We start from the raw sequence: 18,703 nt of genomic DNA, 5'->3' as shown, positions 1-18,703 counted from the left end.
GTTTTAGCATCGGGCAGGAAAAGCCTGAAACCTGGAGAGCCTTTTTTGAGCCAGGAATACACTGAAGACAAAGAAGTCACATTAACAAAGTTAAGCAGCGGGCGCCGACTTCTGGAGGCGTTGCTGATTCTTATTGCCCTTTTTGCCGTCTGGCTGATGGCAGCCTTACTGAGCTTTAATCCTTCTGATCCCAGTTGGTCACAAACAGCCTGGCATGAACCTATCCATAATTTGGGTGGTGCGCCGGGGGCCTGGTTGGCAGATACCCTGTTCTTTATCTTTGGGGTGATGGCGTACACCATTCCAGTCATCATTGTGGGTGGCTGCTGGTTTGCCTGGCGTCATCAGGCGACCGATGACTATATCGATTATTTCGCCGTCTCACTGCGCATCATTGGCGTGCTGGCGCTTATCCTCACGTCCTGTGGCCTGGCCGCAATCAATGCCGATGACATCTGGTACTTCGCGTCCGGTGGGGTGATTGGCAGTCTGTTGAGCACCACGCTGCAACCACTACTGCACAGCAGTGGCGGCACCATTACGCTTTTATGCGTGTGGGCGGCGGGGCTGACGCTCTTTACCGGCTGGTCGTGGGTCAGCATTGCCGAAAAAATCGGAGGCTGGCTGCTCAATATTCTGACCTTTGCCAGCAACCGTACTCGTCGCGATGATACCTGGGTTGAAGACGACGAATACGAAGATGATGACGAGTATGAAGATGATGCGGAGGGCGGGAGACGTGAATCTCGTCGGGCGCGTATTCTTCGCGGTGCGCTGGCGCGCCGTAAACGTCTGGCTGAAAAATTTATCAACCCGCATGGTCGCCAGACCGATGCGGCGCTGTTCTCCGGCAGGCGCATGGATGACGATGATGAGATTGCATACAGCGCGCGCGGCGTCGAAGCCGATCCTGGCGATGTGTTGTTCTCCGGACATCGTGCGACACAGCCAGAGTATGATGAATACGATCCGCTGTTAAACGGTCATTCGGTGACTGAACCGATCGCAGCGGCGGCGGCAGCAACGGCTGCGACTCAGGCCTGGGCCGCTCCGGTCGATCCCATTATGCAAATGCCGCCGATGCCGGAAACGGTTCCGGTACAACCTGCCGTTGAATGGCAGCCTGTTCCGGGTCCGCAAACCGGTGAGCCAGTGATTGCGCCTGCGCCGGAAGGCTATTCACCACATACTGAGTATGCGCAACCGCAACATGCACAGTATGAGTCCTGGCAACACGCTGAACCACAGTACACTGCGCCTGTGAACGCTGAAGCTGGCTATCCGCAGCCAGGCGTACCGCCGCAACCGTGGCAACAACCGCAGGCTGCGCCAGAACAGTCCTGGCAACCTGAGCCGGCTTATCAACCCGAGCCTCAGCAACCGAATTATCATCAGCCGGCTTATCAGCCAGAGCCACTGGAACCGCAGGAACCGGTGGTTCAGCAGGGGTCAGCTGCAGAGGCTGAACCACCGGTAGAAGAGGCAAAACCGACGCGTCCGCCTCTGTACTATTTTGAAGAAGTGGAAGAGAAGCGCGCGCGTGAACGCGAGCAGTTGGCGGCATGGTATCAGCCGATTCCTGAGCCTGTTAACACGCCGGAACCGGTGGCCCCCGCGCCATCTGTGGCTCCTTCCATACCGCCTGTTGACGCCGTCGCGGGCATTGCGCCGATCGCCGCAGGCGTGAAGGATGCGACGTTATCCGCTGGCGCGACTGCGGCGGCAGCGCCGATCTTCAGCCTTGCGAACGGCGGATCGCCGCGTCCGCAGGTAAAAGAAGGGATTGGCCCGCAGTTACCTCGACCAAATCGCGTGCGTGTGCCGACGCGCCGTGAACTGGCATCATATGGTATTAAATTACCGTCTCAGCGTATGGCTGAGGAGAGAGCGCGTGAAGCCGGGCAGCACGAGCCACAATATAGCGATGATGAAATCGACGCCATGCAACAGGATGAACTGGCTCGCCAGTTTGCTCAGTCGCAGCAAAGTCGCTATGGCGATGAGTATCAGCACGATGCGACGCAGGCCGACGATGAGGATGCTGCTGCAGAAGCTGAACTGGCGCGACAGTTTGTCTCTTCACAGCAGCAGCGTTACGCCGGTGAGCAGCCTGCGGGGGGGAATCCGTTCTCGCTGGATGATTTTGAGTTTTCACCGATGAAAACGCTGGTGGATGATGGTCCGCATGAGCCGTTGTTTACGCCAGGTGTGATGCCGGAATCTGCGCCTGTTCAGCCGCCGCAGTATCAGCAACCGCAGCAGCCGCAACAACCGATGGCTCCGCAGGCGCAGTATCAACAACCGCAGCAGCCGGTAGCCCCACAGCCGCAGTATCAGCAGCCGCAGCAACCGGTGGCTCCGCAGCCGCAGTATCAGCAGCCGCAGCAACCGGTGGCTCCGCAGCCGCAGTATCAGCAACCGCAGCAGCCGGTGGCTCCACAGCCGCAGGAAAGCCTGATTCACCCGCTGCTGATGCGCAATGGCGACAGTCGTCCACTGCAAAGACCGACGACGCCGTTGCCTTCGTTGGATCTGCTGACGCAGCCACCGAGCGAAGTTGAGCCGGTTGATACCTTTGCGCTGGAGCAAATGGCGCGCCTGGTTGAAGCCCGTCTGGCAGACTTCCGCATCAAGGCTGATGTGGTGAACTACTCTCCGGGTCCGGTTATCACGCGGTTTGAGCTGAATCTGGCGCCGGGCGTGAAGGCTGCCCGTATTTCCAACCTCTCCCGTGACCTGGCGCGTTCGCTTTCCACCGTCGCGGTGCGCGTGGTGGAAGTGATTCCTGGTAAACCTTACGTGGGCCTGGAATTGCCGAACAAAAAACGGCAGACCGTTTATCTGCGTGAAGTGCTGGATAACGCGAAGTTCCGTGAAAACCCATCGCCACTGACCGTGGTGCTGGGTAAAGATATTGCTGGCGATCCGGTCGTGGCCGATCTGGCGAAAATGCCGCACCTTCTGGTTGCAGGTACGACCGGTTCAGGTAAATCGGTTGGGGTGAATGCCATGATCCTCAGCATGCTTTACAAGGCGCAACCGGAAGACGTTCGCTTCATCATGATCGACCCGAAAATGCTGGAGCTGTCGGTTTACGAAGGTATTCCGCATCTGCTGACAGAAGTCGTGACAGATATGAAAGACGCCGCCAATGCGCTGCGCTGGAGCGTTAACGAGATGGAGCGTCGTTACAAGCTGATGTCTGCTCTGGGCGTGCGTAATCTGGCAGGCTACAACGAAAAGATTGCCGAAGCCGCGCGAATGGGGCGTCCGATTCCGGATCCGTACTGGAAGCCGGGTGACAGTATGGATGCACAACATCCGGTACTGGAAAAACTGCCGTATATCGTTGTACTGGTGGACGAATTTGCCGACCTGATGATGACCGTTGGTAAGAAAGTGGAAGAGTTGATTGCCCGACTGGCGCAAAAAGCCCGTGCGGCAGGGATCCACCTGGTGCTGGCGACGCAGCGTCCGTCGGTTGACGTCATTACCGGTCTGATCAAAGCCAACATTCCAACCCGTATTGCGTTCACCGTGTCCAGTAAGATTGACTCGCGTACCATCCTCGATCAGGGGGGGGCAGAATCGCTGCTGGGGATGGGCGATATGCTCTACTCCGGGCCGAACTCCACTATGCCGGTGCGTGTTCACGGCGCGTTTGTCCGCGACCAGGAAGTGCATGCGGTGGTTCAGGACTGGAAGGCGCGTGGGCGTCCGCAGTATGTGGATGGCATCACCTCCGACAGCGAAAGTGAAGGCGGTGGCGGTGGCTTTGATGGTGGCGAAGAGCTGGATCCGTTATTCGATCAGGCGGTCAACTTTGTGACGGAGAAACGCAAAGCGTCCATCTCCGGCGTACAGCGCCAGTTCCGTATTGGTTACAACCGAGCGGCGCGCATCATCGAACAGATGGAAGCGCAAGGGATCGTCAGCGAACAGGGCCATAACGGCAATCGCGAAGTGCTGGCTCCTCCGCCGTTTGACTAAGTGCAAAGTTACGTAATTCAGTATTGTCTTCTTTCCTCACGCTGATTTTTGGCCTGGAATGGATAGCAGAGGGATCTCCCCATCGGGAGTGACGTATTTTGAGGAATAACAATGAAAAAAATCGCAATCACCTGTGCATTACTCTCAGGGTTCGTGGTAAGCAGCGTTTGGGCGGATGCCGCCAGCGATCTGAAAAGTCGTCTGGATAAAGTGAGTAGCTTCCACGCCAGCTTCACGCAGAAAGTGACCGATGGCAGCGGGGCCGCCGTTCAGGAAGGCCAGGGTGATTTGTGGGTAAAGCGTCCGAACCTGTTTAACTGGCACATGACGCAGCCTGACGAAAGCATTCTGGTTTCTGATGGTAAAACGCTGTGGTTCTTTAACCCGTTTGTTGAGCAAGCTACCGCGACCTGGCTGAAAGACGCCACCGGTAATACGCCGTTTATGCTGATTGCCCGTAACCAGTCCAGCGACTGGCAGCAGTACAACATCAAGCAGAACGGTGACGACTTCGTCCTGACGCCGAAAACCAGCAACGGCAACCTGAAACAGTTCACTATCAACGTGGGCCGTGACGGGACCATTCATCAGTTTAGCGCCGTGGAACAGGATGACCAGCGCAGCAGCTATCAGCTGAAATCACAGCAGAATGGCACCGTTGACGCATCGAAGTTCACCTTTACTCCACCGCAAGGCGTAACGGTAGACGACCAACGTAAGTAGAGGCATGCGTGAGCAACCTGTCGCTCGATTTTTCTGATAATACCTTTCAGCCACTGGCCGCGCGGATGCGGCCAGAAAATTTAGCGCAGTATATTGGTCAGCAGCACCTGTTGGCTGCGGGTAAACCGTTGCCGCGTGCGATTGAAGCCGGACACCTGCATTCCATGATTTTGTGGGGCCCGCCAGGCACCGGAAAAACGACGCTTGCTGAAGTGATTGCCCGCTACGCTGATGCCGACGTTGAGCGAATTTCAGCGGTCACCTCCGGTGTGAAAGAGATCCGTGAAGCCATCGAACGCGCGCGGCAGAATCGAAATGCCGGACGTCGTACCATCCTGTTTGTAGACGAAGTTCATCGCTTCAACAAAAGCCAGCAGGATGCGTTCCTGCCGCACATTGAAGACGGCACAATCACCTTTATCGGGGCAACCACCGAGAATCCATCGTTTGAGCTAAATTCCGCGTTGTTGTCGCGTGCGCGCGTCTATCTGCTCAAGTCGCTGACGACGGAAGATATCGAGCAGGTACTGCGTCAGGCGATGGAAGACAAGGCGCGGGGGTACGGTGGACAGGATATCGTTCTGCCCGATGATACCCGCAGAGCCATCGCTGAGCTGGTCAACGGCGATGCGCGTCGGGCACTGAATACGCTGGAAATGATGGCCGACATGGCGGAAGTGGATGACAGCGGCAAGCGGGTACTCCTGCCTGCGCTGTTGACCGAAATTGCCGGTGAGCGTAGCGCGCGTTTCGATAACAAAGGTGACCGCTTCTACGATCTCATTTCCGCTTTGCATAAATCGGTTCGGGGTAGCGCGCCGGATGCGGCACTTTACTGGTATGCGCGCATCATTACGGCGGGGGGCGATCCGCTGTACGTTGCGCGTCGTTGCCTGGCAATCGCCTCCGAGGATGTGGGCAATGCCGATCCGCGCGCGATGCAGGTGGCGATCTCCGCCTGGGACTGCTTCACGCGAGTGGGGCCTGCAGAAGGAGAGCGGGCTATCGCGCAGGCGATCGTCTATCTGGCCTGCGCGCCGAAAAGCAATGCGGTGTATACCGCATTCAAAGCGGCGATGTCTGATGCCCGTGAACGTCCGGACTATGACGTGCCAGTCCATCTGCGCAATGCGCCAACGAAGTTGATGAAAGAGATGGGCTACGGTCAGGAGTATCGCTACGCGCATGATGAACCGAATGCCTATGCCGCCGGCGAGGAATATTTCCCTCAGGAGATGGCACAAACGCGCTATTATCATCCCACAAACAGAGGTCTTGAGGGGAAGATTGGCGAAAAGCTCGCCTGGCTCGCCGGACAGGATCAAAATAGCCCTATAAAACGCTACCGTTAGCGCAGGCGTTGCGGTAATGTTGGCACTGTATCCCTGTGACCGCAGGCTGTGGTCACATTTTCCTCTTTCAATTCGATAAGCACAGGATAAGCATGCTCGATCCCAATCTGCTGCGTAATGAGCCAGACGCAGTCGCTGAAAAACTGGCACGCCGGGGCTTTAAGCTGGATGTAGATAAGCTGCGCGCTCTTGAAGAGCGTCGTAAAGTTTTGCAGGTCAATACCGAAAACCTGCAGGCAGAGCGTAACTCTCGATCGAAATCCATCGGCCAGGCGAAAGCGCGCGGGGAAGATATCGAGCCTTTACGTCTGGAAGTGAACAAACTGGGCGAAGAGCTGGATGCTGCAAAAGCAGAGCTGGATGTCTTACAGGCTGAGATCCGCGATATCGCGCTGACCATTCCTAACCTGCCTGCTGACGATGTCCCGGTCGGTAAAGACGAGAACGATAACGTTGAAGTCAGCCGTTGGGGCACCCCGCGTGAGTTCGATTTTGAGATTCGCGATCACGTCACGCTGGGCGAAATGCATGCCGGTCTGGACTTTGCTGCCGCCGTCAAGCTGACAGGCTCCCGTTTCGTGGTGATGAAAGGGCAGATTGCCCGTATGCATCGTGCGCTCTCACAGTTCATGCTTGATCTGCACACTGAGCAGCATGGCTACAGCGAAAACTATGTGCCGTATCTGGTCAACCATGACACGCTGTACGGTACCGGCCAGTTACCGAAATTTGCCGGCGATCTGTTCCATACCCGTCCGCTGGAAGAAGAAGCTGACAGCAGTAACTACGCGCTGATCCCGACGGCGGAAGTCCCGCTGACTAACCTGGTGCGCGATGAGATCATCGACGAAGATCAGTTGCCGATCAAAATGACGGCGCATACGCCGTGCTTCCGCTCGGAAGCGGGTTCTTACGGTCGTGATACTCGTGGTCTGATCCGTATGCACCAGTTCGATAAAGTTGAAATGGTACAGATCGTTCGTCCGGAAGATTCAATGACGGCGCTGGAAGAGATGACCGGCCATGCTGAGAAAGTTTTGCAGCTGCTGGGTCTGCCGTATCGTAAAATCATTCTTTGTACTGGCGATATGGGCTTCGGCGCGTGCAAAACCTACGATCTGGAAGTGTGGGTACCGGCGCAGAATACGTACCGCGAGATCTCTTCCTGCTCTAACGTCTGGGATTTCCAGGCTCGCCGTATGCAGGCACGCTGCCGCAGCAAGTCCGACAAAAAGACCCGTCTGGTTCATACCCTGAACGGTTCTGGTCTGGCAGTGGGTCGTACGCTGGTAGCCGTGATGGAAAACTATCAGCAGGCTGACGGCCGTATCGAAGTACCTGAAGTACTGCGTCCGTACATGAACGGACTGGAATATATCGGTTAATCCCCGCTTCATCCCTTTCTAAAAAGCGCCTTTGGGCGCTTTTTTTATGCCTGTTTGACACCGGACAATAATCATTACTCCCTTGGGGGTAAGATTACCTTTGAATGAAACTCAGCATTTTGCACTGTTATCCTATAAAGTCGATGTATATATATCTATATACCGCTACTTAACTACACAAAAAATAACATTAATTTCTTTTTTTTACTGTAAGCAAGCAGAGTGAGCCTTTATGAATACTAAGATCCCTGATGCCGTGATGGCAGCGGAGGTGAGTCGTCGTGGTTTAGTCAAAACGACGGCCATAGGCGGACTGGCGATGGCCAGCAGCGCGTTTACCCTGCCATTTACCCGAATTGCCAATGCTGCCGAAGCGTTGAGTCCGGTACAGGTCAGTGAAAAAGTCATCTGGAGCGCATGTACAGTGAACTGCGGGAGTCGTTGCCCGTTGCGCATGCATGTTGTGGATGGCGAAATCAAATACGTTGAAACCGACAATACCGGTGATGACAACTATGACGGTTTGCATCAGGTGCGTGCCTGTCTGCGTGGCCGCTCTATGCGCCGTCGCGTCTATAATCCGGATCGTCTGAAATACCCGATGAAACGCGTGGGTAAACGCGGAGAAGGTAAATTCGAACGCATTAGTTGGGATGAGGCTTTCGACATCATTACCAGCAATATGCAGCGTCTGATTAAGGATTACGGCAACGAGTCTATCTACCTGAACTACGGCACCGGTACGCTGGGCGGTACAATGACCCGCTCATGGCCGCCAGGAGATACTCTGGTGGCACGCCTGATGAACTGCTGCGGCGGTTATCTGAACCACTATGGCGACTACTCCTCCGCACAGATTGCAGCGGGTCTGAACTACACCTACGGCGGCTGGGCGGATGGTAACAGCCCGTCCGATATCGAAAACAGTAAGCTGGTCGTGCTGTTCGGTAACAACCCTGGTGAAACCCGCATGAGCGGCGGTGGGGTTACCTACTATCTGGAGCAGGCGAGACAGAAATCGAATGCCCGGATGATCATTATCGATCCGCGCTATACCGATACGGGGGCTGGTCGCGAAGACGAGTGGATCCCGATTCGTCCGGGTACCGATGCGGCGCTGGTGAATGCACTGGCTTACGTGCTGATCACTGAGAATATGGTCGATCAGCCGTTCCTCGATAAGTACTGTGTGGGCTACGACGAGAAAACCTTGCCTGCCAGCGCGCCGAAGAATGGTCACTATAAGGCCTATATCCTCGGTCAGGGGAATGACGGTACGCCAAAAACGCCTGAATGGGCGGCGCAAATTACCGGCATCCCGGCAGATCGCATTATCAAACTGGCTCGTGAGATCGGCAGTGCAAAACCGGCCTATATCAGTCAGGGCTGGGGACCGCAACGTCATGCGAATGGCGAAATCGCCACCCGGGCTATTTCTATGCTGGCAATTCTGACCGGTAACGTCGGGATTCATGGTGGCAACAGCGGCGCACGTGAAGGCTCTTACGATCTGCCGTTTGTTCGGATGCCCACGCTGGAAAACCCGGTGGAAACCAGTATCTCCATGTTTATGTGGACCGATGCAATTGAACGTGGTCCGGAAATGACCGCGCTGCGTGATGGGGTGCGCGGTAAAGACAAACTCGACGTGCCGATTAAGATGATCTGGAACTACGCCGGTAACTGTCTGATCAACCAGCACTCAGAGATCAACCGCACGCACGATATTCTGCAGGATGACAAGAAGTGCGAAATGATTGTCGTCATCGACTGTCACATGACATCGTCGGCGAAGTATGCCGATATCCTGCTGCCCGACTGCACGGCTTCTGAGCAGATGGACTTCGCGCTGGACGCCTCTTGCGGGAATATGTCTTACGTGATTTTCGCCGATCAGGCCATTAAGCCGCGTTTCGAATGCAAAACCATCTATGAAATGACCAGTGAGTTAGCGAAGCGCCTGGGTGTCGAGCAGCAGTTTACCGAAGGGCGCACTCAGGAAGAGTGGATGCGTCATCTGTACGAACAGTCGCGTAAAGCGATTCCGGAGCTGCCGACCTTTGAGGAATTCCGCAAACAGGGTTTGTTTAAGCAGCGCGATCCGCAAGGGCATCATGTGGCCTATAAGGCATTCCGCGACGATCCGCAGGCTAACCCGTTGACGACACCGTCGGGTAAAATCGAGATCTACTCGCAGGAGCTGGCAGAGATTGCTGCTACCTGGGAATTGCCGGAAGGCGATGTCATCGATCCATTGCCGATCTACACGCCGGGCTTTGAGAACTACAACGACCCGTTGACCAAAGATTACCCGCTACAGCTTACGGGCTTCCACTATAAATCTCGCGTTCACTCGACCTATGGCAACGTGGATGTTCTGAAAGCATCGTGCCGTCAGGAGATGTGGATTAACCCGCTCGATGCGCAAAAGCGCGGTATCAACAACGGCGATAAAGTTCGTATTTTCAACGGCCGTGGAGAGCTACATATTGAGGCAAAAGTGACGCCGCGTATGATGCCCGGCGTGGTCGCGTTAGGTGAGGGGGCCTGGTATGACCCGGATACAAAACGCATTGACCAGGGCGGTTGTATCAACGTATTGACCACCCAGCGTCCGTCTCCTCTGGCGAAGGGGAACCCGTCACATACGAACCTTGTTCAGGTTGAGAAGGTGTAAGGAGTAACCGATGACAACCCAGTATGGATTTTTTATTGATTCCAGCCGTTGCACCGGTTGTAAAACCTGCGAACTGGCCTGTAAAGATTACAAAGATTTAACCCCGGATGTCAGCTTCCGCCGTATCTATGAATACGCGGGCGGCGACTGGCAGGAAGACAACGGCGTCTGGCACCAGAACGTTTTTGCTTACTATCTGTCCATTGCCTGCAACCACTGCGAAGACCCGGCCTGTACCAAGGTCTGTCCGAGCGGCGCGATGCACAAGCGGGAAGACGGTTTTGTGGTCGTGGATGAAGATGTCTGCATTGGCTGCCGCTACTGCCACATGGCCTGCCCATACGGCGCGCCGCAGTACAACGCGGCCAAAGGCCACATGACCAAATGCGACGGCTGTCATGACCGCGTCGCTGACGGTAAGAAACCGATCTGTGTCGAGTCCTGTCCGCTGCGCGCGCTGGATTTCGGCCCCATCGACGAACTGCGTAAGAAACACGGTGAGCTGGCGGCCGTTGCGCCACTGCCGGGCGCGCACTTCACGAAGCCGAGTATTGTGATCAAACCCAATGCCAACAGCCGTCCGACCGGGGATACCACCGGTTATCTGGCGAATCCGAAGGAGGTGTAAGATGGGAAGTGGATGGCATGAATGGCCGCTGATGATCTTCACGGTCTTCGGACAATGTGTGGTTGGTGGCTTTATTGTTCTGGCGCTGGCGCTGATGAAAGGCGACCTGCGGGCAGAAACGCAACAGCGCGTGATTACCTGCATGTTCGCTCTGTGGGTGCTGATGGGAATTGGTTTTATCGCTTCCATGCTGCATCTCGGCTCGCCAATGCGGGCCTTTAACTCGCTTAATCGCGTAGGGTCGTCGGCGCTGAGTAATGAAATTGCCAGCGGTTCGATTTTCTTTGCGGTTGGCGGGATTGGCTGGCTGTTGGCAGTGTTGAAAAAGCTCTCTCCGGCCCTGCGTAACCTGTGGCTGCTGCTGACGATGGTGCTGGGCGTGCTGTTTGTCTGGATGATGGTGCGCGTCTATAACAGCATCGATACCGTACCGACCTGGTACAGCGTCTGGACGCCGTTGGGCTTCTTCCTGACGCTGCTGATGGGGGGACCGTTGTTGGGCTACCTGCTGCTGCGTGTGGCGGGTGTTGACGGCTGGGCGATGCGTCTGTTGCCTGCGATATCGCTGTTGGCACTGGTGATTAGTGCCATCATGGCGGTGATGCAGGGCGCGGAACTGTCGACCATTCACAGTTCTGTCCAGCAGGCTACAGCGCTGGTACCGGACTATGGTTCGCTGATGGCCTGGCGCATTGGGGTACTGGCTGTGGCGCTGTGCTGCTGGATTGTCCCCCAGTTGAAAGGTTATCAGCCTGCGGTTCCGCTGCTGTCAGTGGCCTTTATTCTGCTGCTGGTGGGAGAACTGATCGGTCGTGGCGTATTCTATGGCCTTCATATGACCGTCGGTATGGCGGTTGCCAGTTAAGTGAAAAGACCGGGGCTTTCGCCCCGGTCTTTTACTTCTGCTTAGTCAACGTATCGTAACTGGTCATCAGGTTGCGGTAGTCCGGAATATGGTTGGAGAACAGCGTCGCCAGCCCTTCGATGTCATTGCGCCAGTCGCGGTGCAATTCACACGCCACGCCAAACCATGTCATCAACTGTGCGCCAGCCTGCGACATCCTGTCCCACGCGGCATGGCGGGTAATTTCATTAAACGTCCCTGAAGCATCGGTTACCACAAATACGTCAAATCCCTCTTCAATCGCTGACAGTGCCGGAAATGCTACACAAACTTCAGTCACGACGCCGGCAATAATTAGCTGCTTTTTCCCTGTGGCTTTGACGGCCTTCACGAAGTCTTCGTTATCCCAGGCGTTGATGTTACCTGGACGTGCAATGTACGGGGCATCCGGGAACTGGGCTTTTAGTTCGGGAACCAGCGGTCCGTTTGGCCCGGTTTCGAAACTGGTGGTGAGGATGGTTGGTAACTTAAAATATTTGGCTAAATCGCCCAGCGCGAGCACGTTGTTTTTAAATTTATCGGGGTCAATATCCCTGACCAGTGAGAGCAGTCCTGCCTGGTGATCCACCAGAAGAACGGCTGCGTCGTTTTTATCGAGACGAACATAAGGCTTGGTCATACTCTTCTCCTTGCTTGAGTCAACTCTGCGCCCAGATTTATTCAGGTGCATAGGGTTCATTCAAAGCATAGAACGGAAAAAAATTGTTGCCGGAACTATGAGATTTTTCGACTAAGCGAAACGGAGTTCTTTTGCGTTAAATCAATGAAAACAGCAGCATGGGATGCGCGAGTCAGCAATAATTCATGTTCTTAATCAATAAATTCAATCGAAGGTTGAAAAGGGCCGTCGCGCCACGGTTTGCGCCGATTGACAATGTTTTTGTTAGTGGCATGATGCGCGTGAAATTTGAACTTCCTCACGGTTTATACTCATGTCCACCTATACTCGACCTGTCTTGCTTTTGCTGGCTGGTCTACTTCTGCTGACCCTGGCGATCGCGGTGCTGAACACGCTCGTCCCGCTTTGGCTCGCCCAGGAAAACCTGCCGACATGGCAGGTGGGTATGGTTAGTTCGTCCTATTTCACCGGTAATCTGGTGGGGACGCTTCTGACAGGACAGTTAATCAAGCGACTTGGGTTTAACCGAAGCTACTACCTTGCCTCGCTGATCTTTGCTGCTGGTTGTGTGGGGCTCGGTGTGATGGTTGGTTTCTGGAGTTGGCTGGCGTGGCGCTTTGTCGCAGGTGTTGGCTGCGCCATGATCTGGGTTGTCGTCGAGAGTGCGCTGATGTGCAGCGGGACATCACGCAACCGTGGTCGCCTGCTGGCCGCCTATATGATGATCTACTATGTGGGGACGTTTCTCGGGCAATTACTGGTCAGCAAAGTCTCTACGGAATTGATGAGTGTGCTGCCATGGGCCACGGGACTGATTTTGGCAGGGATTTTACCGCTGCTGTTTACCCGCATCCTGAATCAGCAGTCTGAAGACCACAGTAACACACCGATCGCTGCGATGCTGAAACTGCGTCAGGCACGGCTGGGCGTCAATGGCTGTATCATTTCCGGGATTGTCCTCGGCTCGTTGTACGGCCTGATGCCGCTGTATCTCAATCACCAGGGAATGAGCAACGCGAGTATTGGTTTCTGGATGGCGGTACTGGTAAGCGCAGGGATCCTTGGTCAGTGGCCAATCGGGCGACTGGCGGATAAGTTTGGTCGACTGCTGGTATTGCGCGTGCAGGTGTTCGTCGTGATCCTCGGCAGCATCGCGATGTTAAGCCAGGCGGCGATGGCCCCGGCGCTCTTTATCCTCGGGGCGGCCGGTTTTACGCTCTACCCGGTTGCCATGGCGTGGGCCTGTGAAAAAGTAGAACATCACCAACTGGTGGCGATGAACCAGGCGTTACTGCTGAGTTATACCGTAGGCAGCCTGTTGGGCCCTTCCTTCACGGCCATGCTGATGCAGAATTATTCCGATAATCTTCTGTTTATTATGATTGCCAGCGTGTCGTTTATTTATTTACTGATGCTGCTGCGCAATGCCGGGCATACCCCGAATCCGGTTGCCCACGTTTAATCCGGACAGGCAGCATGCGATATCGCATGCTGTTTATGTATGATGTCACTGTCCTCAATTACCGCGCATAATGCTTCGCCTCTTTTTTACTCTATCAAATAGCTGTTACGGCGTTTGCTTGTCCAACCGGGATTTTCCTCAAAATGGACGCTTTTACCGTGCAGAAAAGCGCGATCATTTCAGGCATCAAGCCAGGAGCGTAGTTGCGCCGGGGTGGTGATATCGCTCAGTTTTTGTAAATGGTCTGCGTCATCGAGCCAGCACACCAACTGTTGAATCATTTCTATATGCTGAGTGCTGCTGGCGGCGGCAAGAACAATGACCAGCCGCACGTCCGGGTGACCGGGAAAGGCGACTGGCTCTTTCAGACACAAGAGCGACAAATGCGACTTGCTGCTGAGAACGCCCTCTTCAGGACGAGCGTGCGGCAGGGCAAACTCAGGACTTAAAATATACCAGGGGCCGGTTTGTTCTGTGGCATAGATAATTGCCCGTGCGTACTCAGTAGTAATTATTTTCTGTTCTTCCAGCGGCAAACAGGCCGTTTTTACCGCGTCTTGCCAGGAATGGCATTGTTCTCGAAACTGGCAGGCGGAAAAGAGGGGGAGCGCCATTGTTGTTCCTTGTAGTCTGTTTTACCGGATGGCGTTCCGGGAATCGCCATCCGGTACCTCATTAGTCTTTACTCAGCGCCTTACAGACGCCAGACGCTGAAATGCCATATTTCTCTTTTAACTGACGACTGTTTCCTGATTCGGTAAACGTATCCTGTGTCCCAAGTCGCGACAGCCTTATCCCTAATCCTTCCTCTGCCAGTACTTCGGCGACTTGTCCACCCAGTCCACCGGTGATGGTGTGATTTTCAATCGTTACGATCTGCGGACAACCCGAAATCAATTGCAGAAAGCGCTGGCGGTTAAACGGTTTTAGCGTGGCGACATGAATAAGTTTGCCTCGTTTACCTGCTGAATAAAGCTGTTCATATCCCGCACTGGCTTGTTCCAGTACCGTTCCCTCATAGAGGATAGCAAAGTCATCACCAGCGTCTTCTACCGCGGCAATATCCGTCACGCGCGGAACGGCGGATTTATCCCGTACAGGCATCGGTTCCCGTGCCACACGAATATAAACCGGGCCGTGAATATTGACTGCCTGTTCAAAAGCCGCTTCAATTTCCTCCGCGTCGGCCGGTGTCAGAATCGTGATCCCAGGTAAAACCCGCGTTAAGGCCAGATCTTCCAGCGCGTGATGGGATGCGCCGTCCGGCCCATCATCCATACCAGGATGACTGCCCACCAACTTGATATTCGCTTTTGCATAGCAGGCCTGACGCAACTGGGTCCAGGCCGTGCCAGTAACAAACATTGCGAAGTTAACATAGAACGGGATGTTCCCTTCCAGCGCTTGCCCCGTGGTGAAACTCATGGCGGAACCTTCAGCAATCCCCATTTCAAAGAAGGCATCGGGCCAGGATTTTTGAAATTGATCGGTACGAGTCGAACTTGCCAGATCGCTATCGATAACGACAACCGGATAGCCTTTCTCTTTCAGGGCGAGCAGGGCATTGCCAATCTCATCACGTGGTGCTCTCATGACTGTAACTCCTCCATTGCCTGCTGATATTGCTCTGCGCTTGGGGTTTTTGAATGCCAGTCACCGTTGTTTTCCATATAGCTAACGCCGCTGCCTTTGACCGTATGAGCAACAATGGCCACGGGTTTGCCTTTGAGGTGACGTGAAAGCATCAATGTGTCGGCAACCTGGTGCATATCGTTGCCATTTTGTATCTCAAGCACATGCCAGCCGAAGCTGCGGATTTTATCGGCCAAGGGTTCCAGATTGATGACCTGGTTGACGGGATCGTGTGAGGAAAAGCCGTTGTAGTCGATAACGGCCACCAGATTATCCATCTTCATGTGGCTGGCCTGCTGCAATGACTCCCAAATCTGACCTTCATGCATTTCGCCGTCGCCAATTATGGCGAAGACACGGTGCGGATCCTGAGCTTTCTTTTTTGCTGCCGCCATCCCCAGCGCGACGGAGAGCCCCTGACCCAGGAGCCCGGTGGTGGCATCAACCTCCGGGAGCGATTTCACGCTGGGGTGCCCCTGTAAGCGCGAATTAATCTGGCGAAAGGTGTTAAATTCACTTCGGTCTATTTTCCCTTTCTGGTACAGCATCGCGTATTGCGCAGCAACAGCATGACCTTTGCTCATGACTACTCTGGCGCGTGGAGTGGAGTCCAGATCGACTTCCTGGTGGTAAATCCAGGTCAGGATATCGACAACGGAGAGCGCTCCACCTGGATGGCCGATTCCGGATTCATATATCATGCTCACAATATCGCGGCGAGCGGACAGCGCATGCGATTTCAGTTCATCAATATTCATTTTTACTCCTTATCAGGGCAGCATTTTGCCGAGGTAATACACGGCGAGCCCGAGGACAACAAAGTCAGTTTCCGGGAAGCTGGTGCCGGACAGTCCGACCGATTCCATAATGGGGTAGATAAGCGCAGGACCGACTCCGATAAGAATGCCGGTAATAAAACTCCCTACCACCGCGCCTTTCCAGCCACCTGATGCGTTACCGAATACAGCGGCCGTTGCCCCAATGAAGAAATAGGGGATGGCAACCGGGATGATCACCGTCTGACCAATCAGGGCGAGTATGCCCATCACCACCAGTCCGCCGACAAATGAGGAAATAAAACCGAGTACGGTGGCGGTTGGCGCATAGGGGAATACGACCGGACAGTCGAGCGCCGGCTTAGCGTTTGGGATAAATTTTTCCGAGATCCCAAGAAAGGCCGGAACAATTTCTGAGAGTAACAAACGTACCCCGGTAATGATGATGTAAAGCGAAGCGGTAAAGGTCAGTGACTGAAACAGGGGATAGACCAGCCAGTGCATTCCTCCAGCCACTGCAGTGACTGCGGTTTTCCCGGCTGCCAGTGCTGCGATGTAATAGAAAATACTGACTGAGATGGAAACCGAGACAATGTAGTCTTTAAAAATCCCCAGCCATCCCGGCAGGTTAAGTTTCTCCGTCGATTCTTTGGGATCGCCCACTTTCGAGCCGATCCAGCCAGAAGCGGCATAAGCCAGCGTGACGTAATGGCCCATAGCAATTTCGTCATTACCGGTAATCTTACGCATCCACGGTTGGGCGATGGCAGGATAGATACAGGCGGCCAGCCCCAGTAGCACAGAACCGACGATAATCGTAATGCCATCACTGTAACCTAATGCTTTCAGCGTTACCGTAAGCAGCGCGGAGAGATACAGGTTATGTTGACCGGTCAAAAAGATGTACTTGAAAGGGGTGAACCGGGCAAAAAACAGGTTCCAGCCGAAGCCGATAACCATGATCAACGAAACGCACATGGCGAACTTTGTTTGTGCCAGACCCGTTAATGCTTCCGCCAGAGGCATGACACCTTTTAGTCCGAATCCATCGCTGAATAAGGTCTGAAAATTACCCAACGAGGTGACCGCCAGTCCGGCGCCACCCGCGAAGACCAGGAAGCCGACAATGGTTTTGAAGGTGCCGGATAGTACTTTTTCAATTGGCTTACGTTGGATCAGCAAACCAATGAGTGCAATAAATCCAACTAAAAGTGGGGTTACACCCAGAATGTCGAATACAATAAACCTGAGGAGATCCATGTTGCCTCCGGGAGAGGTTAGTTGCCCTGAATTACGCTGGTGAGCGCGGTTTCCATTTCTTCGCTATTCATCAAGTCGGTTATACCGATGGCCCGAAATCCAGCCGCCTCGATTTCATCGGTGAGATCGCGCATGGTAAGAACAAAATCAATGCCTTGCCAGGTAGCAAGCCCTGACAAGACATCGTGTTCAAGTTCGATATCCCAGCCATACTTATCGATGATTTTTTGCGCTTTGATTTTGAGCATTAAGGAACTGCCCATGCCGGTACGACAGACAATCAGACCTTTCATCTGCTTTCTCCTGAAGTGTAAAAATAATTATTTTCCGTTGCGCGTAACGTGAAAAAAATTATTATCTCTACGTGAGCAGAAAGATGTGATTGTGTTTGCATTTTGAGCAAAAAGGCTAAAAATGAGTCAGATTAATACTAACCTACTGATAAATATCAGGAATGAAGCTTCCGGTCTCAGTCCGATCCTGGAAAAAGTGAGTCGCTTCGTGACAGAGAATCCCGACTTTGTGATGCGGCACACCATTACAGAGTTGGCTGATTCAATCGAAACCAGCGAAGGAAGTATTACGCGTTTTTGCCGGGCGTTTGGTTTCAAAGGTTTTTCCGATTTCAGAACGGCACTGGCCGTGGAACAAGGTGCGGCACGACCTGAAGCGCAGGGCAATGAAGAAATATCAGCGGTGGTGGCGAGTATCCGTGACAGCTATGCCATCATAAATTCGCAAGAATTGCAGGCCGCGGCAGCCTGGTTAAATCAGGTCAGTAATGTTGCGATTTACGCGGTTGGAACGGCTGTACCGGTGGCGCTTTTTTTACAGATGAACCTGATAAAAATGGGTAAAGCGGCGAGCTTTGTCGATCGATTTTATCTCACGACCTCCTCAGTGAACGCTGAAGCGCAAAGTCAAGGCATTATCGTGGTGCATACCGAACAGACCTCCACAGATATGATGCAGGCGCTCACCCTCGCGAAGCAACAGGGCACGCGCATACTTTCGCTGACGCGAGGCACGTTTGCGCCGCTCAGCCGACTTTCAGACTGGAATTTACAGGCAGCTGTCGCGCTGAAGGGAGAAGGGGAATATGGCTTTGCTGAGATCGCTGGCGCGATGATGGTGGCAGATCGGGTGCTAACGGCACTGGAAGAGCAGGATGAGCGCTACGCGGAGTGCCGTAAAGCGCATCAGAAAAGTATTTTCTCAATTGAGAGTGTGGCAAGTAAGCTGTCGGAATATTTTATGTCGTAATGCATTTGGGGTGAATTATGGCCTGATAGCGC

The 18,703-nt window shown here is 54.1% G+C and carries 15 protein-coding genes; 9 read left to right on the top strand and 6 right to left on the bottom strand.

Translation table 11 applies throughout. From position 1 onward, the window contains the following. Positions 1-45: 45 nt before the first annotated feature. The 7 genes from ftsK (at position 46) to I6L53_RS14095 (ending at position 11,620) form a co-directional block, all read left to right on the top strand. Positions 46-3,990, top strand: coding sequence for a DNA translocase FtsK (gene ftsK, locus I6L53_RS14125; RefSeq protein ID WP_042320258.1), 3,945 nt, complete (start codon positions 46-48; stop codon positions 3,988-3,990). A 111-nt stretch (positions 3,991-4,101) separates the two neighbouring features. Then, positions 4,102-4,713, top strand: coding sequence for an outer membrane lipoprotein periplasmic chaperone LolA (gene lolA, locus I6L53_RS14120; RefSeq protein ID WP_042320255.1), 612 nt, complete (start codon positions 4,102-4,104; stop codon positions 4,711-4,713). Between the two features lie 8 nt (positions 4,714-4,721). Next, positions 4,722-6,065, top strand: coding sequence for a replication-associated recombination protein RarA (gene rarA / locus I6L53_RS14115; protein WP_042320252.1), 1,344 nt, complete (start codon positions 4,722-4,724; stop codon positions 6,063-6,065). Positions 6,066-6,157: 92 nt separating this feature from the next. Continuing rightward, positions 6,158-7,450 carry a serine--tRNA ligase gene (serS, locus tag I6L53_RS14110; RefSeq protein WP_042320249.1) on the top strand — a complete coding sequence of 431 codons (1,293 nt, stop codon included), beginning with the start codon at positions 6,158-6,160 and terminating at the stop codon, positions 7,448-7,450. 232 nt (positions 7,451-7,682) lie between these two features. After that, positions 7,683-10,127 (top strand): dimethylsulfoxide reductase subunit A, encoded by a 2,445-nt coding sequence (dmsA, locus tag I6L53_RS14105; protein ID WP_042320247.1) that lies wholly within the window; start codon positions 7,683-7,685, stop codon positions 10,125-10,127. Positions 10,128-10,137: 10 nt separating this feature from the next. Continuing rightward, positions 10,138-10,755: a dimethylsulfoxide reductase iron-sulfur subunit DmsB gene (gene dmsB / locus I6L53_RS14100; RefSeq protein WP_042319148.1), complete on the top strand. Its 618-nt coding sequence runs from the start codon at positions 10,138-10,140 to the stop codon at positions 10,753-10,755. Between the two features lies 1 nt (position 10,756). Beyond that, positions 10,757-11,620: a dimethyl sulfoxide reductase anchor subunit family protein gene (locus I6L53_RS14095; protein WP_042320246.1), complete on the top strand. Its 864-nt coding sequence runs from the start codon at positions 10,757-10,759 to the stop codon at positions 11,618-11,620. 31 nt (positions 11,621-11,651) lie between these two features. Here the strand turns inward: I6L53_RS14095 and ycaC are convergent, their stop codons facing one another. Then, the gene (gene ycaC / locus I6L53_RS14090; protein ID WP_042320243.1) at positions 11,652-12,278 is read right to left on the bottom strand and encodes an isochorismate family cysteine hydrolase YcaC; all 627 of its coding nucleotides are present in this window, start codon (positions 12,276-12,278) and stop codon (positions 11,652-11,654) included. A 313-nt stretch (positions 12,279-12,591) separates the two neighbouring features. Here ycaC and I6L53_RS14085 point away from each other — a divergent pair, with 313 nt between their 5' ends. Further along, positions 12,592-13,740, top strand: coding sequence for an MFS transporter (locus I6L53_RS14085; RefSeq protein ID WP_042320240.1), 1,149 nt, complete (start codon positions 12,592-12,594; stop codon positions 13,738-13,740). 179 nt (positions 13,741-13,919) lie between these two features. Here the strand turns inward: I6L53_RS14085 and I6L53_RS14080 are convergent, their stop codons facing one another. The 5 genes from I6L53_RS14080 to I6L53_RS14060 form a co-directional block, all read right to left on the bottom strand. After that, positions 13,920-14,354, bottom strand: coding sequence for a PTS sugar transporter subunit IIA (locus tag I6L53_RS14080; RefSeq protein WP_042320238.1), 435 nt, complete (start codon positions 14,352-14,354; stop codon positions 13,920-13,922). A 61-nt stretch (positions 14,355-14,415) separates the two neighbouring features. Next, complete coding sequence (locus I6L53_RS14075) at positions 14,416-15,333, bottom strand: transketolase family protein (RefSeq protein WP_042320234.1); 918 nt, start codon at positions 15,331-15,333, stop codon at positions 14,416-14,418. Beyond that, the gene (locus I6L53_RS14070; RefSeq protein WP_042320231.1) at positions 15,330-16,130 is read right to left on the bottom strand and encodes a transketolase; all 801 of its coding nucleotides are present in this window, start codon (positions 16,128-16,130) and stop codon (positions 15,330-15,332) included. Before I6L53_RS14070 ends, I6L53_RS14075 begins: the two co-directional genes overlap by 4 nt. Positions 16,131-16,142: 12 nt before the next feature. Further along, entirely contained in the window at positions 16,143-17,408 is a 1,266-nt protein-coding gene (locus I6L53_RS14065) for a PTS ascorbate transporter subunit IIC (protein ID WP_042320229.1), read from the bottom strand. Positions 17,409-17,425: 17 nt separating this feature from the next. Beyond that, positions 17,426-17,701 carry a PTS sugar transporter subunit IIB gene (locus I6L53_RS14060; RefSeq protein ID WP_042320226.1) on the bottom strand — a complete coding sequence of 92 codons (276 nt, stop codon included), beginning with the start codon at positions 17,699-17,701 and terminating at the stop codon, positions 17,426-17,428. Positions 17,702-17,822: 121 nt separating this feature from the next. Between I6L53_RS14060 and I6L53_RS14055 the strand changes: the two genes are divergently transcribed. After that, positions 17,823-18,671, top strand: a complete 849-nt coding sequence (locus I6L53_RS14055) for a MurR/RpiR family transcriptional regulator (RefSeq protein ID WP_042320223.1) — start codon at positions 17,823-17,825, stop codon at positions 18,669-18,671. Positions 18,672-18,703: the final 32 nt, after the last annotated feature.

The sequence above is a fragment of the Citrobacter farmeri genome (assembly GCF_019048065.1).
GTDB classification, from domain to species: domain Bacteria; phylum Pseudomonadota; class Gammaproteobacteria; order Enterobacterales; family Enterobacteriaceae; genus Citrobacter_A; species Citrobacter_A farmeri.
This window is presented reverse-complemented; position numbering and strand designations above follow the sequence as displayed.

Coding starts and splice junctions, on each gene's coding strand:
- lolA (WP_042320255.1), top strand. CDS start 4,102: ATGAAAAAAATCGCAATCACCTGTGCATTACTCTCAGGGTTCGTGGTA.
- serS (WP_042320249.1), top strand. CDS start 6,158: ATGCTCGATCCCAATCTGCTGCGTAATGAGCCAGACGCAGTCGCTGAA.
- dmsA (WP_042320247.1), top strand. CDS start 7,683: ATGAATACTAAGATCCCTGATGCCGTGATGGCAGCGGAGGTGAGTCGT.
- dmsB (WP_042319148.1), top strand. CDS start 10,138: ATGACAACCCAGTATGGATTTTTTATTGATTCCAGCCGTTGCACCGGT.
- I6L53_RS14095 (WP_042320246.1), top strand. CDS start 10,757: ATGGGAAGTGGATGGCATGAATGGCCGCTGATGATCTTCACGGTCTTC.
- ycaC (WP_042320243.1), bottom strand. CDS start 12,278: ATGACCAAGCCTTATGTTCGTCTCGATAAAAACGACGCAGCCGTTCTT.
- I6L53_RS14085 (WP_042320240.1), top strand. CDS start 12,592: ATGTCCACCTATACTCGACCTGTCTTGCTTTTGCTGGCTGGTCTACTT.
- I6L53_RS14080 (WP_042320238.1), bottom strand. CDS start 14,354: ATGGCGCTCCCCCTCTTTTCCGCCTGCCAGTTTCGAGAACAATGCCAT.
- I6L53_RS14075 (WP_042320234.1), bottom strand. CDS start 15,333: ATGAGAGCACCACGTGATGAGATTGGCAATGCCCTGCTCGCCCTGAAA.
- I6L53_RS14070 (WP_042320231.1), bottom strand. CDS start 16,130: ATGAATATTGATGAACTGAAATCGCATGCGCTGTCCGCTCGCCGCGAT.
- I6L53_RS14065 (WP_042320229.1), bottom strand. CDS start 17,408: ATGGATCTCCTCAGGTTTATTGTATTCGACATTCTGGGTGTAACCCCA.
- I6L53_RS14060 (WP_042320226.1), bottom strand. CDS start 17,701: ATGAAAGGTCTGATTGTCTGTCGTACCGGCATGGGCAGTTCCTTAATG.
- I6L53_RS14055 (WP_042320223.1), top strand. CDS start 17,823: ATGAGTCAGATTAATACTAACCTACTGATAAATATCAGGAATGAAGCT.